Genomic DNA, 15,424 nt, shown 5'->3' with positions numbered 1-15,424 from the left:
CATATGAAAAAACTAACGACTGCTTATACCTTAATCCTTTTTGTATTGGGATTTTCTTTATTCACTGCTCAGTCAAAAAATACATTTGAAAAAGAAAAATCGGAAATCAGTACGATGCTGGATGCATTCAATGTAGCCGCTGCAAAGTCAGATTACACAGGCTATTTTAACTTCTTTGCGGATGAATCTACCTTCATCGGAACAGACGCTACTGAAATATGGAATAAAAAAGAATTCATGGTATGGGCTAAACCTCATTTCGACAAAAAGAAAACCTGGAATTTTAAAGCGCTGAAAAGAAATATTTACTTCAGTAAAGATGGAAAACTGGCGTGGTTCGATGAACTATTGGATACGCAGATGAAAATATGCAGAGGTTCCGGGGTGCTAGAAAAAATTAATGGAAGCTGGAAGGTAAAACAATACGTTCTTTCTGTAACAGTTCCCAATGAGGTGGTAGATAAAGTGGTGGTTGAAAAAGCGCCTATCGAAGATGCATTAATTCAAAAACTGAAATCATAATGGCAGAAATGGTGGGGAGATATGATACTGGAGCAGCAGGAAAAAGAAAAAAGCCAAATTTATCCATGCTCCAGATTATTAATATGAGTATGGGATTCCTTGGAATTCAAATGGCGTTTGGATTACAAAATGGAAATGCAAGCCGTATTCTGGGTAATTTAGGAGCCGATGTTCATGAATTATCATGGTTCTGGCTCGTTGCTCCCGTTACAGGGCTCATTGTTCAGCCTATCATCGGGCATATGGGAGATAATACCTGGAGTCCGTTGGGAAGAAGAAAACCTTACTTTTTAATTGGAGCCGTTTTATGTGCTATAGGGCTGGTACTTCTTCCGAATGCTGCATCCGTTACTCAGATGTTTGCAGCTAATGCTTTATTGTTAGCGGTAATATTTCTCGCGATGATGGATGCTTCGGTGAATATCGCAATGGAACCTTTCAGGGCTTTGGTAGGAGATATGCTTCCCAAACATCAGGGGACAATAGGATTTTCAGTACAGACAATTCTGATTGGAATCGGGGCTGTATTAGGCTCTTATCTGCCAGATTGGTTAACGAAAATGGGAATTTCCAACGAAGCCCCGGCCGGATTTGTAGCAGATAACGTAATTTACTCATTTTATATAGGAGCAGTATTGCTTATCATCTCAATTCTGTACACCATAATGACAACCAGAGAATATTCCCCGCAGGAATTCGCTGAGTTTGAAGATGGAAAAGAAGTCGAACAAGAGAAATCTAAATTCTCAGATATTTTCAAAGACTTTGCAGCAATTCCTGCACAGATGAAAAAACTGGGAATTGTTCAGTTTTTCTCTTGGTTTGCTTTATTTACCATGTGGGTTTTTACTACCAGCGCACTGGCAACCCATCATTTTGGACTTTCCCCGGAAGATACTCATTCTAAAGCATTTAATGATGCCGGGGATTTAACAGGGAAGCTTTTCGGAATGTACAATCTGTGGGCAATTCCGTTTGCCTTTCTGTTGACACCCATTGCTAAACTTATTGGTAAAAAACAAACTCACGCATTAGCTTTGCTGTGTGGAGGGTTGGGTCTTGTTTCAATGTATTTTATTAAAGATGTCAACAATTTATGGGTCTCAATGATCGGCTTAGGGTTTGCCTGGGCTAGTATTCTTGCAATGCCTTATGCTATGCTTATTGAGGTAATTCCACAGAGAAAAATGGGGGTCTATATGGGGATTTTCAATTTCTTTATTGTCATTCCGCAGATTATTAATGGATTATTTGGAGGTCCGGTGGTAAGTGGTGTTTTCGGAAAACAGGCTATGGATTATGTTGTTGTTGGAGGTATTTGCATGCTGATAGGAGCTGTAGTAACCATGATTTTTGTTAAATCTGAAGATGAAACTCCTAAGGAGATTGAAGAGGAGATCAAACAGGTACACTTTTAAAAAATAAATAGTTTTATTGACCTATCCCTTTTAATAATAATAGCTTCGACAGGATCAGCCTGACATCGCTTAAAAATTTCGGTTGGTATTCGGGTTGTCACCCTGAGCCTGTCGAAGGGTCATTAATAAGTAAAGGTTTAATTGAAATATCAATAGGGGCGGGCTTTAGCCCGCTTTTTTATGCATTTACCAATTGGCTTTAGCCAAAACATATATTTATAATAAAGAACAGAATTAATCTCCCACAGATTTCATAAATGACACAGATGTTTACATTTATGTATACAATCTCTTTAAATCCTCCCCAATTATAAAGTAAATACTATATACAACTTAAAATTTTATCATAGATAAAATCCTTGCGACTTAAAAACATATAGAATATAAAAAAAAATAGCGCCTTTGCGTTTTCCAACCTATCCGCATCTTTACTTTTCCAACCTCTTTTGACCATAAATTTCCTTTCTTACCCTACATCAACTTTTTTACACAACTCATCCCGTACATTTGTACCATAAATAATCACAGAAATGAAAACAGTATATCATAAAGCAGATTCAAGAGGCCATGCCAACCACGGATGGTTAAATTCTTACCATACATTCAGTTTTGCCAACTATCAAAACAGAGACAGAACCAACTTTGGTGTTCTGAGAGTGTTGAACGATGATACCGTTTCTCAGGGAATGGGCTTCGGAACACACCCACACAGAGATATGGAAATTATTTCTATTCCTCTGGAAGGAGATCTTGAACACAAAGATTCAATGGGAACTACAGCCGTAATCAGAAAAGGAGAAATCCAGGTGATGAGTGCAGGAACAGGTGTGAAGCATAGTGAGTATAACAAAAATAAAGATGAAGAGGTGAAATTCCTTCAGATCTGGGTTTTCCCAAGAGAACTGGATGTTGAACCAAGATACGATCAGAAAAGTATCAAAGAAGGTGAAAAAATCAATGGATTCCAACAGATTTTATCTCCTGATAAAAATGATGACGGAGTTTGGATCCATCAGGATGCATGGTTTAATATTGCCAACTTTACAAAAGGAAACGGCAAAAATTATATGCTCAACAAAAAAGGAAACGGAGTCTATGCATTTGTTTTAAAAGGAAGTGCAAAAATCGGTGACCGTGTTTTGAATGAAAGAGACGGATTGGGAATCTGGGATACCCAGAGCTTTAATATTGAAGCTGTAGAAGACACTGAAATATTATTAATGGAAGTCCCAATGGAACTGCCGTCTTATCTTAAATAAAAAACTAAATTTGTAATCTTAAAAAATAAATCTCACCTATGAAAATTTTAGCAATAGCAGGAAGTAACTCAGACGTTTCTATGAACAAGCAGTTGGTAGCATATGCGTCAACATTATTTGAAAATGCAGAAGTGGAAGTAGTAGATCTGAATCCTTTCGAAATGCCAATCTATAAGCATGAAAGAGAACTAGCAGGTGGTGTTCCTCAGGAAGCTCATGACTTTGCTGCCAAAATTGACGGTGCCAATGTACTATTGGTGGCTCTGGCAGAACACAACGGAACCTATTCTACAGCATTCAAAAATGTGTTCGACTGGGTATCAAGAATCAAAGACAGAACGGTTTGGAACGAAGTACCAATGCTATTGATGTCTACATCTCCGGGAGGTAGAGGTGGAGCAGGTGTTTTAGAAGCTGCATCAAAGCGTTTTCCTTTCCACGGAGGAAATGTGGTGGAAACTTTTTCACTGCCTTTCTTTAATGATAATTTTGATAAAGCAACTCAAAAGATTTCTAATGAAGAGAAAATCAATGAGTTAAAAGAAAAGATCAAGAAGATTGCGGCTATTGAAACCATCCTTGAAAAATAGAATTTGAATATTCATTTAAAATTACTATTTTTGCAAAAAGAAAAGAGATGAAAATTCAGACCTCCTATAAACAATGTTTTTCTCATAAAGGGAAAATTGTGGGCTCTGAAATTCTGAGATAAAATAACGGCCGATAATCTGAAAAGATTGTCGGCTTTTTTGTTTTCTAAATTGAGTATAAAAGTAATTGAAATATTAAAAGATAAGAAGACACAAGACGCCAGATGTAAGACTATTAATCATCTGAAATCTGAATCCGATATCTAAAAATCTAAGCAGACATGAGCAACACTTACAAATCAGCAGGAGTAGACAAAGAAGAAGGATACAAAACGGTTGACAAGATCAAAAAAGCGGTCGGTGAAACCCACAATTCCAATGTACTGAATCATTTGGGAAGTTTTGGAGCTTTCTATGAGATCGGTGGATACAAAAATCCGGTTCTTGTATCAGGAACAGATGGAGTAGGAACAAAGCTGAAAGTAGCTTTAGATACCAAAAAATATGATTCTATTGGTGTTGATTGTTTCGCAATGTGTGCCAATGATATTCTTTGCCACGGAGCAAAACCTTTATTTTTCCTTGATTATCTGGCTTGCGGAAAGCTTGATTCAGAAATCGCAGCAGAAATTGTTTTAGGAATGGTGGCTGCTTGTAAAGATAACAACTGTGCATTGATTGGTGGTGAAACTGCTGAAATGCCGGGGATGTACCAGCCGGGAGATTATGATGTTGCCGGATTCTGCGTAGGAATTGTAGAAAAAGATCAGATCATTGACGGCTCTACAATCAAAGCAGGTAACAAAATTATTGCATTACCAAGCTCAGGATTCCATTCAAACGGATTCTCTTTAGTAAGAAAAGTATTCCCGAACTTTGAAGAAGAGTTTGAAGGAAAACCATTATATGAAACCCTTTTAGTTCCTACAAGATTATACTATAAAGATATTCATAAAGTACTGGAAGAAGTAAAAGTAAGCGGAATTGCCCACATTACCGGAGGTGGACTTTATGAAAACGTTCCAAGAATTATTCCTGAAGGACTTTGTGCTTCTATTGATGAATCAAAAATCAGAATCCCTAGTGTGATGCTTGAGCTTGAAAAAAGAGGTGGAGTGAAACGTGAAGAAATGCATGGAACATTCAATATGGGTGTAGGTATGGTGATTGTTGTAGATGCTGAACATGCTGAAAAAGTATTACACCTTTTAGATGATGCTTACGAAATCGGGGAAATCACTGAAGGAGTAGAGAAAATCAATTTAAAATTTTAAATGACATCAGATTTCAGAGCCTAGACATCAGACCGTAAGTCTGTAATCTTAAATCTGACATCTAACATCTGAATAATGAAGAACATCGTTGTACTCGTATCCGGTTCAGGAACCAATCTGCAGAGAATCATTGATACCATTGAAACTGGGGAAATCCAGAATGCAAAAGTATCTTTGGTAGTGGCAGACAGAGAATGTTTCGGATTGGAAAGAGCAAAGAATCACAATATAGAAAACATACTCATTCCAAGAGGAAAGAATTTCAGCAGTGAACTGGCTAAAGTAATCCCGGAAAATACAGATCTGATCGTATTGGCAGGATTTTTATCCATCTTAAAATCTGAATTCTGTGAAAACTGGAATGGTAAAATAATCAATATTCATCCTGCTTTGCTTCCGAAATTCGGAGGAAAAGGAATGTGGGGAATGAACGTTCATAATGCAGTCATTGAAGCCAAAGAAGTAGAGAGTGGGGCAACTGTACATTTTGTGACACCAGGCATTGATGAGGGAGAAGCTATTCTTCAGAAATCTTTTGAAGTAACCGCTGACGATACTCCTGAAACCCTGGCTCAGAAAGTTCACCAGATTGAATATGAAATATTTCCGATAGCGATCAATAAGGTCCTTGGAAACTAATCCCCTTTCTTTAGAAGGGTGTCAGAAATTAAGAGTTTTTGACAGGATAATTAAAGAAATCTAAGTAAATAAAAGTAAATCCGGAGGTGAAAGACCCGGATACAGTTTGAAATAGCTGTAAAAAGTAAAAAATTGAAAGTAAAATGAGTAAAAAGAGAGTTTTAATCAGTGTTTCTGACAAAAGTGGATTAGTAGAATTCGCACAGTTTTTGGAAGCTCAGAATTATGAGTTGATCTCCACAGGAGGAACGTTCAAACATTTGAAAGACGCTGGTTTAAATCCTATTCAGATTGATGAGGTAACCAATTTCCCTGAAATGCTGGACGGAAGAGTGAAAACTTTACACCCGAAAGTTCACGGAGGATTGCTGGCTGTTCGTAACAACGAAGAGCACATGAAAACCGTTCAGGAGCACGGAATTGGTCTGATTGACATGGTGATCGTAAACCTTTACCCTTTCTTTGAAAATGTGAACAAAGACATTTCTTTACATGAAAAGGTAGAATTTATCGATATCGGTGGTCCGTCAATGCTTCGTTCTGCAGCAAAGAACTTTGATTCTGTAACGGTAATCACTGATGTAGAAGATTATGCAGCAGTGAAAATTGAAATGGAGCAAAACGGAGATACATACATTGAAACCCGTAAAAAGCTTGCAGGAAAAGTATTCAACCTTACCTCTGCTTATGATGCAGCGATTTCAAGAATGCTTTTAGATGAAGAATATCCTACATATTTAAATGCTTCTTACAAAAAAGTTGCTGACCTAAGATACGGAGAAAATCCTCACCAGACGGCTGCTTACTATGTTTCTACTTTCGAGAATGGAGCAATGAAAGACTTTGAACAGCTTGGTGGTAAAGAACTTTCTTTCAACAATCTTCGTGATATGGACCTTTGCTGGAAAGTAGTTACTGAGTTCAAAGAAGAAATGGCTTGTTGTGCCGTAAAACACTCTACCCCTTGTGGAGTTGCTATCGGAACTTCAGCATTGGAGACTTATCAGAAAACATTTGAATGTGACCCGGTTTCTATCTTTGGCGGAATTGTTGCAATGAACTATAAAATTGATGCTGCAACAGCGGAAGAATTAAACAAAACTTTCCTTGAGATCGTGATGGCTCCTGCATTCGACGAAGAAGCTCTTGAAATTTTAAGAAAAAAGAAGAACTTAAGAATCATCAAAATTGTAAATCCTGTTTCTGACAAACAGACCTGGGTGAAGGTAGACGGTGGTATTCTGGTTCAGGACAATGATACTTACTTCTCTGACGATATCAAAGTGGTTACAGAAGTACAGCCTACAGAAGAGCAGAAAAAAGCATTACTTTTCTCTCAGAGAGTGGTAAAATATGTAAAATCAAATGCTATTGTAGTTTCTAACGGAATTCAGGCATTTGGTATCGGTGGCGGACAGGTAAACAGAATCTGGGCGACTCAACAGGCTATTGAAAGAGCAAAAGAAAAATTCTCCGGAGATTTAGTATTGGCTTCAGATGCATTTTTCCCTTTCCGTGATGTGGTAGATTTCTGCGCTCAGGAAGGTATCAAGGCGATTATTCAGCCAGGTGGAAGTGTAAAAGATCAGGATAGTGTAGAGGCTGCAAATGAACACGGTATCCCAATGATGTTTACAGGGGTTAGACACTTTTTCCACTAATTAAAATAGAATTAAAAAATAATTAGGGATTGTATTTTTAGCATTCAAAATTATATATTTGTAAAATAAGACTAGATAATAATATAAAGTATGAGAATATTAATCATAGGTGAAGGCGGTAGAGAATCTGCTTTAGCGGCAAAGCTTCAGAATGACTCAAGAATTTCTAAAATGTTTTTTGCTAACGGGAATGCTACTACCGATGTAATAGGGAAAAATGTTCATTTATCGGAAATCAAAGAACTTAGAGATTTCGCTATTAAAGAAAAGATTGATCTTACGATCGTAGGTCCGGAAGCCCCTCTTGTAGCGGGTATCAAGGACGAATTTAAAAAACACGATCTTAAAGTTTTCGGTCCTACTCAGAAAGTAGCAAGCCTTGAAGGAAGTAAAGCTTTCTCTAAGAAATTTATGCAGACCTATGATATCAAAACAGCTAAGGCGGTAGTATTTGATTCATATAATGATGCTAAAGAATATGTGCAGACACAGCAATATCCTTTGGTGATCAAAGCCAGTGGTTTAGCAGGCGGAAAAGGTGTTGTTATTTGTGACAACCTTGAAGAAGCTGAGGCTACCATTCATGACTTTATGATCAGAAGAATTTATGGAGATGCAGGAATCCGTTTAGTTATTGAAGAATATTTACAAGGTTTTGAAGCGTCTATCATTGCTTTCTCTAACGGGGATAAATTGTTCCCATGTGTAGCAGCAAAAGACTATAAAAAAGCTGGAAACGGAGATACAGGGCCTAATACAGGAGGTATGGGTTCAATAGCACCAAGCCCGGAATTCACTCAGGAGCATTATGCAGATTTTGAGAAGAATATCTTGGAACCAACTGTTAAAGGTCTTAAAGCTGAAGGTTTCGGATTTAAAGGAATCATCTTCTTCGGATTGATGGTAACGAAAAACGGAGCTTACCTTCTTGAATACAACATGAGATTCGGAGATCCTGAAACTCAGGTATTGATGGCGTTGATGGAAAACAATCTTTTGGATGTGATCCAGGACTGTATGGAAGGAAAAGATATTCAGCTTAAGTTTAAAGACGAAAAAGCAATTTGTCTTGTAATGTGTTCAGGAGGTTATCCAAGAAATATCGAAACAGGTTTCGAAATTACGGGAGAAGATAAACTGAAACATAGTAAACTTTTATACGCAGGAGCAATCAGCAAAGGAGACAAGGTCGTATCCAACGGTGGTAGAGTTCTGAACATTGTAGCTACAGGTGCTACTTTCGAGGATGCCCGCAAAAAGGTTTATGAAGACGCAAGTCATGTACATTTCGATTACGGCTTCTACAGAGAAGACATCGGAAAGTTTTAATAAAAATCACGAAAAAAGATTTGGAGCCATTCCAAGTCTTTTTTTGTAAAACAGTTAATAATTAGAAGTTAGAAGCTAGAGGTTAGAAATTAGTCGGCTTGTGTATTGGGAAATAATTTCCAGGCCAAAAGCCATTAGCAAGAAGCCATTAGCTCTATCATTTATCAATCATCATTTATCAATTATCAAAAATGAACAACGGTATTATTATTTTAGATTTCGGATCCCAGTACAACCAGCTTATCGGAAGAAGAATCCGTGAGATGGGCGTATATTCTGAGATCTTGCCTTACAATACACCATTACAAGATATTTTAGCAAAACAGCCAAAAGGAATTATCCTTTCCGGTGGACCAAGCTCTGTGAATGCAGAAAATGCTCACCTGGTTGAAAAAGAATTGTATGAGCAGGGAGTTCCTGTATTGGGAATCTGCTACGGAATGCAGATGACCGCTCACCTTTTAGGAGGGAAAGTAAATAAAGGAGAAAAAGGAGAATACGGAAAAGCAAACTTAGAGATCGTTAAAGAAAGTTCTTTATTAAAAGGAGTTACTCAGAACTCTGTTGTTTGGATGAGCCACTTTGACGAAGTGGGAGAATTGCCTGCAGGTTTTGAATTGAACGCAAAATCAGGAGTAATTGCTTCTATCTCTAACGAAGAAAGTAAAATCTACTGTGTTCAGTTCCACCCGGAAGTATCTCATACAGAAGAAGGAGGGAAAATGCTTGAAAATTTCGTTTTCGGAATCTGTAACTCAGAGAAAAACTGGAAACTGACTAACTATATTGAAAAAACAGTTGAGGAAATCCGTGAGAAAGTAGGAGACAACAAAGTAATCCTTGGACTTTCTGGTGGTGTAGACTCTTCTGTAGCTGCTGTTTTGATCCACAAAGCAATCGGTGATCAGTTAACTTGTATCTTCGTAGATACAGGATTATTGAGAAAAGATGAAGGCAAAAAAGTAATGGATCAGTATGGAGAGCATTTCCATATGAACATTAAAATGGTGGATGCTCAGGATAGATTTCTTACAAAATTAGCTGGTGTTGATGACCCTGAAGCAAAGAGAAAAATCATCGGAAACGAATTTATCCACGTATTTGACGAAGAATCTCACAAAATTGAAGGTGCTAAATTCCTTGCACAAGGTACTATTTACCCTGACGTTATCGAAAGCCAGTCTGTTAACGGACCATCTGCAGTGATCAAGTCTCACCACAACGTTGGAGGACTTCCTGAAGATATGGAATTTGAATTATTAGAGCCATTAAGAGAACTTTTCAAGGACGAAGTAAGAAGAGTAGGAGAAGAGTTGGGAATTCCTCACCACATGGTATACAGACACCCTTTCCCAGGTCCTGGATTAGGAATCAGAGTATTGGGAGCGGTAGATGCTGAGAAAGTAAGAATCCTTCAGGAGGCTGACGATATCTTCATCGAGGAATTATATAAAAATGACCTTTACGAAAAAGTATCTCAGGCATTCGTTGTACTTCTTCCGGTAAAATCTGTAGGAGTAATGGGTGATGAAAGAACTTACGAATACACGGCTGTAGTTCGTTCTGCTAATACGATCGACTTTATGACGGCAACTTGGAGCAGACTTCCTTACGAGTTCCTTGATACTGTTTCCAGCAGAATTATCAACGAAGTAAGAGGAATCAACAGAGTAGCTTACGATATTTCAAGCAAACCGCCTGCAACCATTGAGTGGGAATAATCTTTGACTTGAATTTAAAATATAAATCCTGCCCGTTTTGGGTGGGATTTTTTTTTGTTAAAATTGATGATCTGAGAAAATTGTAGAATAATCTTCACTGTAAAGTATCATATTCCCGAATTTTTTGATAAATCAACTCTTTCATAATCTATGATGTTTTACATTGGGGCTTTAAAATTGTTTCAATGAAGAAATGATAAGTATAATATTTATCATAACTAGTACACAGTAGATTAGCTTGAATAATATATGTTTATGGAAAATAAGATAGTTTAAAAATACTAATCCGGCTAAATATAAATAAACAAGGGTTTTAACTTCCTGAACATTTAGTTCAGATATTGAAAACAAGTTTAAATTGTGTGAAATATTTATTATTGATTCAGGATAAAAAAATCTTAAGATAAAAATAATGATGACACTTATAATTAAGGTTAGTGCATATGGCTTCATTTAAATAAAAATAGTAATAAACTGGTTATTTTTTTAAGCTGTATTTGTCTAATTTTTCCCTAAATTTAAGTAAAATTACATCAAATGCAAATAGAAACAAGAAACCTGACCCTTCAGGATTACAATGAGCTGGCGGAAACGATGAAAAGGGCCTATCCGCAAATGTCGGAATCCATTTGGTCCAAAAAAAGTATTGATAAGCTTACAAAAATGTTTCCTAATGGACAGATTTGTATTACGGTAGACGGCAAGCTGGCTGCTGTAGCGCTTTCCATCATAGTCAATTATGAAGAATTCGGGGATGATCATACCTATAGCGATATTACAGGAAATTATACCTTCAATACCCATACTTCCACAGGAAATGTTCTCTATGGAATTGAAGTTTTTGTAGATCCCGAATTTCGTGAATTACGTTTGGGAAGAAGACTATATGATGCCAGAAAAGAACTTTGTGAATTATTAAATTTAAAATCCATTGTTCTTGGAGGTAGAATCCCCAATTATCACAAATACAGCCACGAGTTTTCTCCAAGAGAATATATCAGAAAAGTAAGAGATAAAGAGATTTATGATCCGGTATTGTCTTTCCAGCTTTCCAATAACTTTCTTCCGATAAGAATCCTGAAAAAATACCTTCCGGAAGATGAAGCATCAAGAGAAAATGCAGTTCTTTTGCAATGGAATAACATCTATTACAGCAGAAAACCGAATACCATGCAAGACAGCATTATCCGTCTTGGACTGGTGCAATGGCAAATGAGGCACTTCAAAGATATTGACGCTTTTTATGAACAGGTGGAATTTTTTGTGAATGTAATGGGAGATTATAAATCAGACTTTGTACTTTTCCCTGAACTCTTTAATACTCCTTTACTGGCTCCCTTCAATAACCTTTCTGAAAGAGACAGTATGATAGAGCTGGCAAAACTTACTGAAGAGATCAAAAATAAAATTTCAGAACTGGCGATCAGCTACAACGTGAATATTATTTCCGGAAGTATGCCTGTTTTTGATAATGACAATAATGATTTGTATAATGTAAGTTATCTTTTACACCGCGACGGCCGCGTGGACGAATACCGAAAAATTCACATTACTCCGAACGAAAAGAGATATTATGGAATGAAAGGAGGAAATGAAATCAAAGTTTTTGATACCGACTGCGGAAAAATAGGTCTTGTGATCTGCTATGACGTAGAATTCCCTGAATTACCAAGGATTTTAGCTGATCAGGGCATGAAAATACTGTTTGTTCCTTATCTGACAGATACCCAAAATGCCTACATGAGAGTACGCCACTGTGCTGCTGCCAGAGCTATAGAAAATGAATGCTATGTAGCGATTGCCGGTTGTGTGGGGAATCTTCCGAAGGTTAACAATATGGATATCCAGTTTGGGCAGGCTGCCGTATTTACCCCTTCAGATTTTGCCTTTCCGTCCAATGCGGTAAAAGGTGAAGCTACTCCCAATACAGAAATGACACTGATTGTGGATGTAGACCTGAATCTGCTAAAAGATCTCCATCATAACGGCTCTGTTCAGGTAATGAAAGACCGCAGGAAAGACCTCTATGAAACCTATCTTAAATAAAGATAATCATCAAAAGGTAATTCAAATAGATTTTATATCAATAGAAGCGGGCTTTAGCCCGCTTATTATGTATTTATCTGTAATAAAGGCTTTAGCCAAAACTTATGATCTGTTGCCGTTTGACATTGTTTAAAGTTGTAGCCATATCCTATAAAAAAAGACTGCCCGGAAAGACAGTCTCTTTTTATTTTACCTAAAATTTTCTTTGAGTGGACAGATTACATGTACTGAGGACATACTACAGCAGGGCAGATCAGTTTTGGACATCTTGGTCTACCGTCTGTAGGGCAGCATTGATTTGAGCATCCGATGATGATTCCGTTTCCTGCAATCCCTTTTAATTGCTCTCTTGAAAGTTTGTTGTTACGTAAATTTTTCATGTTGTAATACTTTTGGTTTGTTTTATTTGTACGCTGTAAATATATTAATTTTTATGATAAATGAATGTTTTTGTAATTATTGATGTATTTAATTCTTTAAAACACTGATTACGTGTTGCTATTTTTAACTTTGTGGATTGATGTTGATGCAATAATTCTTTTCATAAAGGAACAGTTTTTGGAGTAAATTGCACCTACTATTGATATACTATGTTTGATAAGCAGCAAAGAAAACTGAAAAGATCCGCAAGACTGATTTCCGTATTGAGTAAATATGGATTTAAAGATATGCTGGCAAGGATGAATGGAGGAAATAAGCAGGAAGAAACTCCCAGCTCAGACGAAATTATTTCAAAAGGAACCGTTTACGAAAGAATAAGGCTGGCTCTTGAAGAGCTAGGACCTACTTTTGTAAAATTAGGCCAGACATTCAGTAACAGGGAAGACTTATTACCGCCGGAATTGATTCAGGAGCTGCAGAAACTTCAGGACAAAGTGGAAACAGTAGATATGGACGTAGAAGAAGCGCTGGAAAGCGAATTCAATATTTCCGTGAAGGACTATTTCCGTGAAATTCAGAAAGAACCTCTGGCCACAGCTTCCATTGCACAAGTGTATAAAGCGGTTTTGCTGGATGGCAGTCCGGTGATTTTAAAACTGAGAAAACCTGATGTACAGTCGGTTATTGAAGATGATTTATTGTTGATTAAAGACATTGAAAAGCTGATTTCTGCCTATTCTGAAATAGGAGAAAAACTGAATCTGAAACAGGCGATTTCTACCTTTGAAAGATCTTTGCTCGAAGAGGTTTCTCTTACTAATGAAAGAAATAATATCCTGCAGTTCCGTCTGAACTTTAAGAATAATAAAGAAACCTATGTTCCTAAAGTCTACGAAGAATTTTCCAACAACAATATTCTTTGTATGGAATTTATCGATGGGATAAAGGTTACCGATAAATCAGTGCTGCTGGCAAATGATATTGACCCTGTAAAAGTTTCCGAAGCAGGACTAAGGCTTTTTGTATCACAGATCTTAGACTATGGATTCTTCCATGCAGATCCTCATGCCGGTAATATTTTAGTGAAAAAAGACGGTAAAATTGTGTTCATTGATTTTGGAGCGGTAGGAAAAATTCAGCCTAATGATAAAGAAATTCTTGAAAATCTTATTGTAAGTTTTGTCGCTAAAAACTCCCATAAAATAGTCCGGTCACTCAAAAAAATGGCCATAAGCTATGAAATACCGGACGAAAGACGGTTTGAAAATGACGTAGAAGATATTTTGAATTTTGTTCACAGCTCATCACTTCAGGATATTAATGTGCAGGTGATCATCAACAAGATGAAGGATATTTTAAAGGATAACAGGCTTTATATGCCGGATTATTTCTATCTTTTATTCAAAGGAATCAGCCTGATAGAAGGTGTTGGAAGAAGTATTAACCCTGATCTGGATATCGTTAAAAGTCTTCATCCCTACACGAAAAAGATTTTCACCAAAAAAATAAATCCTAAGAATCTTTTAAAAACAGGGATGGATAGAATGATGAATTTTACGGATAATGTAGATGAAATCCCGAAAGAGCTCCGTTCTGTTCTTCAAAAACTGGATGAAAATAAATTCACCGTTTCCAGCGAAATCAAAAATATAGACAAGACCAACCAACTGATCAAATCCAGTGTGGTTAATTTAATTCTGGCTATGGTCTTAGGCGCAAATATCATTGCAACAGCCATCGTTTTTAGTTCAGAATCAGGACCAAGAATAGGAGAGTTGTCGTTAGTAGCAGTCTTAGGTTTTGTATTTTCAATTATTCTGGTATTAATACTTTTACTGAGAGTGACAAGAAAGTGATAAACGAATTAAAAATGAAACAATTCCAATAATTTTTCCGTTCTGCACTATAAACCCGAATCCCGAATCTCGCAATCTGAACCCCCGCAACTAAAAACCAAAAACCCACAATGAAAACACTTATTATAACCGCAATCACCTTATTCAGCTCATATGGTATGGCTCAGGAAACCAATAGAGAGAATATTCAGGGAGATTTTGACGGAAACGGAACCAAAGAATATGCCTATACAAAAGTCAGCGACTGTGGTGACGAATGTGAAGGAAAATGTGAAACAACTATTTATTTCAGTGATAAAAACGTAAAGCCTATCACGATTTCACCAGCCAATCAGGGAAGCCTGTATAATCTGGGAGATCTTAATGGTGACGGGAAAGAGGAGATCGGATTTTACCCGAATTGGTGTACCAGCTGCTGGCATCCTTTTTATGTATATACTTTAAGCAAAACAGGCTGGAAACCATTATTGCCATCTATTTCAACGCATTGCCATCAGTGGGAAGAAGACAAATTTCCGATCAAAAAAGATCCCAAAAAGAAAGGATACGTTATCGTTACCTCCAGCAAATGGGAAGATGATGACATTAAAATTAAGGTCAATAGTGTAAAAGTGAATTAGGAAATTAATTTGTTGCTGGTTGTTTTTTGTTGCTGGTTTAACGTATTGTTATAAATGTTCTTTGGGTTAATTAAATATAATCAGTGAATCACTTTTAATAACGAGTCC

At 36.9% G+C, this 15,424-nt stretch carries 13 protein-coding genes; 12 read left to right on the top strand and 1 reads right to left on the bottom strand.

The window, feature by feature from the left end; all coding sequences use genetic code 11:
* The first annotated feature begins 3 nt into the window (after positions 1-3).
* From ACLMCG_RS05405 to ACLMCG_RS05360, 10 genes are all read left to right on the top strand, one after another.
* Positions 4-522 carry a nuclear transport factor 2 family protein gene (locus ACLMCG_RS05405; RefSeq protein ID WP_413959080.1) on the top strand — a complete coding sequence of 173 codons (519 nt, stop codon included), beginning with the start codon at positions 4-6 and terminating at the stop codon, positions 520-522.
* Complete coding sequence (locus tag ACLMCG_RS05400) at positions 522-1,940, top strand: MFS transporter (RefSeq protein ID WP_413959079.1); 1,419 nt, start codon at positions 522-524, stop codon at positions 1,938-1,940. Before ACLMCG_RS05405 ends, ACLMCG_RS05400 begins: the two co-directional genes overlap by 1 nt.
* 530 nt (positions 1,941-2,470) lie before the next feature.
* Complete coding sequence (locus tag ACLMCG_RS05395) at positions 2,471-3,199, top strand: pirin family protein (protein ID WP_047423383.1); 729 nt, start codon at positions 2,471-2,473, stop codon at positions 3,197-3,199.
* Positions 3,200-3,237: 38 nt separating this feature from the next.
* Positions 3,238-3,789 (top strand): NADPH-dependent FMN reductase, encoded by a 552-nt coding sequence (locus ACLMCG_RS05390; RefSeq protein ID WP_047423382.1) that lies wholly within the window; start codon positions 3,238-3,240, stop codon positions 3,787-3,789.
* A gap of 281 nt (positions 3,790-4,070) precedes the next feature.
* A complete protein-coding gene (purM, locus tag ACLMCG_RS05385) occupies positions 4,071-5,063 on the top strand; it encodes a phosphoribosylformylglycinamidine cyclo-ligase (protein WP_223600249.1) in 993 nt (330 codons plus the stop codon).
* A 75-nt stretch (positions 5,064-5,138) separates the two neighbouring features.
* Positions 5,139-5,702 carry a phosphoribosylglycinamide formyltransferase gene (gene purN / locus ACLMCG_RS05380; protein WP_223600248.1) on the top strand — a complete coding sequence of 188 codons (564 nt, stop codon included), beginning with the start codon at positions 5,139-5,141 and terminating at the stop codon, positions 5,700-5,702.
* Positions 5,703-5,845: 143 nt separating this feature from the next.
* Entirely contained in the window at positions 5,846-7,363 is a 1,518-nt protein-coding gene (gene purH / locus ACLMCG_RS05375; RefSeq protein ID WP_142716286.1) for a bifunctional phosphoribosylaminoimidazolecarboxamide formyltransferase/IMP cyclohydrolase, read from the top strand.
* 90 nt (positions 7,364-7,453) lie between these two features.
* The gene (gene purD / locus ACLMCG_RS05370; RefSeq protein WP_413959078.1) at positions 7,454-8,692 is read left to right on the top strand and encodes a phosphoribosylamine--glycine ligase; all 1,239 of its coding nucleotides are present in this window, start codon (positions 7,454-7,456) and stop codon (positions 8,690-8,692) included.
* A gap of 173 nt (positions 8,693-8,865) precedes the next feature.
* On the top strand, positions 8,866-10,413 hold the full coding sequence (gene guaA, locus ACLMCG_RS05365) for a glutamine-hydrolyzing GMP synthase (RefSeq protein ID WP_413959412.1): 1,548 nt from the start codon (positions 8,866-8,868) through the stop codon (positions 10,411-10,413).
* Between the two features lie 537 nt (positions 10,414-10,950).
* Positions 10,951-12,459, top strand: coding sequence for a nitrilase-related carbon-nitrogen hydrolase (locus tag ACLMCG_RS05360; protein WP_413959077.1), 1,509 nt, complete (start codon positions 10,951-10,953; stop codon positions 12,457-12,459).
* A gap of 218 nt (positions 12,460-12,677) precedes the next feature.
* On the opposite strand, the gene ACLMCG_RS05355 is transcribed toward ACLMCG_RS05360, so the two are convergent.
* A complete protein-coding gene (locus ACLMCG_RS05355; RefSeq protein ID WP_167498792.1) occupies positions 12,678-12,839 on the bottom strand; it encodes a hypothetical protein in 162 nt (53 codons plus the stop codon).
* 210 nt (positions 12,840-13,049) lie between these two features.
* Between ACLMCG_RS05355 and ACLMCG_RS05350 the strand changes: the two genes are divergently transcribed.
* Positions 13,050-14,696 carry an ABC1 kinase family protein gene (locus ACLMCG_RS05350; protein ID WP_413959076.1) on the top strand — a complete coding sequence of 549 codons (1,647 nt, stop codon included), beginning with the start codon at positions 13,050-13,052 and terminating at the stop codon, positions 14,694-14,696.
* Between the two features lie 110 nt (positions 14,697-14,806).
* On the top strand, positions 14,807-15,316 hold the full coding sequence (locus tag ACLMCG_RS05345; RefSeq protein ID WP_413959075.1) for a hypothetical protein: 510 nt from the start codon (positions 14,807-14,809) through the stop codon (positions 15,314-15,316).
* The last annotated feature ends 108 nt before the right edge of the window (positions 15,317-15,424 follow it).

The organism is Chryseobacterium sp. S90, from assembly GCF_047444895.1.
GTDB lineage: Bacteria > Bacteroidota > Bacteroidia > Flavobacteriales > Weeksellaceae > Chryseobacterium.
Note: the sequence above shows the minus strand (reverse complement) of the source record. Positions and strands in the feature narration are given on the sequence as shown.

Coding starts and splice junctions, on each gene's coding strand:
- ACLMCG_RS05405 (WP_413959080.1), top strand. CDS start 4: ATGAAAAAACTAACGACTGCTTATACCTTAATCCTTTTTGTATTGGGA.
- ACLMCG_RS05400 (WP_413959079.1), top strand. CDS start 522: ATGGCAGAAATGGTGGGGAGATATGATACTGGAGCAGCAGGAAAAAGA.
- ACLMCG_RS05395 (WP_047423383.1), top strand. CDS start 2,471: ATGAAAACAGTATATCATAAAGCAGATTCAAGAGGCCATGCCAACCAC.
- ACLMCG_RS05390 (WP_047423382.1), top strand. CDS start 3,238: ATGAAAATTTTAGCAATAGCAGGAAGTAACTCAGACGTTTCTATGAAC.
- purM (WP_223600249.1), top strand. CDS start 4,071: ATGAGCAACACTTACAAATCAGCAGGAGTAGACAAAGAAGAAGGATAC.
- purN (WP_223600248.1), top strand. CDS start 5,139: ATGAAGAACATCGTTGTACTCGTATCCGGTTCAGGAACCAATCTGCAG.
- purH (WP_142716286.1), top strand. CDS start 5,846: ATGAGTAAAAAGAGAGTTTTAATCAGTGTTTCTGACAAAAGTGGATTA.
- purD (WP_413959078.1), top strand. CDS start 7,454: ATGAGAATATTAATCATAGGTGAAGGCGGTAGAGAATCTGCTTTAGCG.
- ACLMCG_RS05360 (WP_413959077.1), top strand. CDS start 10,951: ATGCAAATAGAAACAAGAAACCTGACCCTTCAGGATTACAATGAGCTG.
- ACLMCG_RS05355 (WP_167498792.1), bottom strand. CDS start 12,839: ATGAAAAATTTACGTAACAACAAACTTTCAAGAGAGCAATTAAAAGGG.
- ACLMCG_RS05350 (WP_413959076.1), top strand. CDS start 13,050: ATGTTTGATAAGCAGCAAAGAAAACTGAAAAGATCCGCAAGACTGATT.
- ACLMCG_RS05345 (WP_413959075.1), top strand. CDS start 14,807: ATGAAAACACTTATTATAACCGCAATCACCTTATTCAGCTCATATGGT.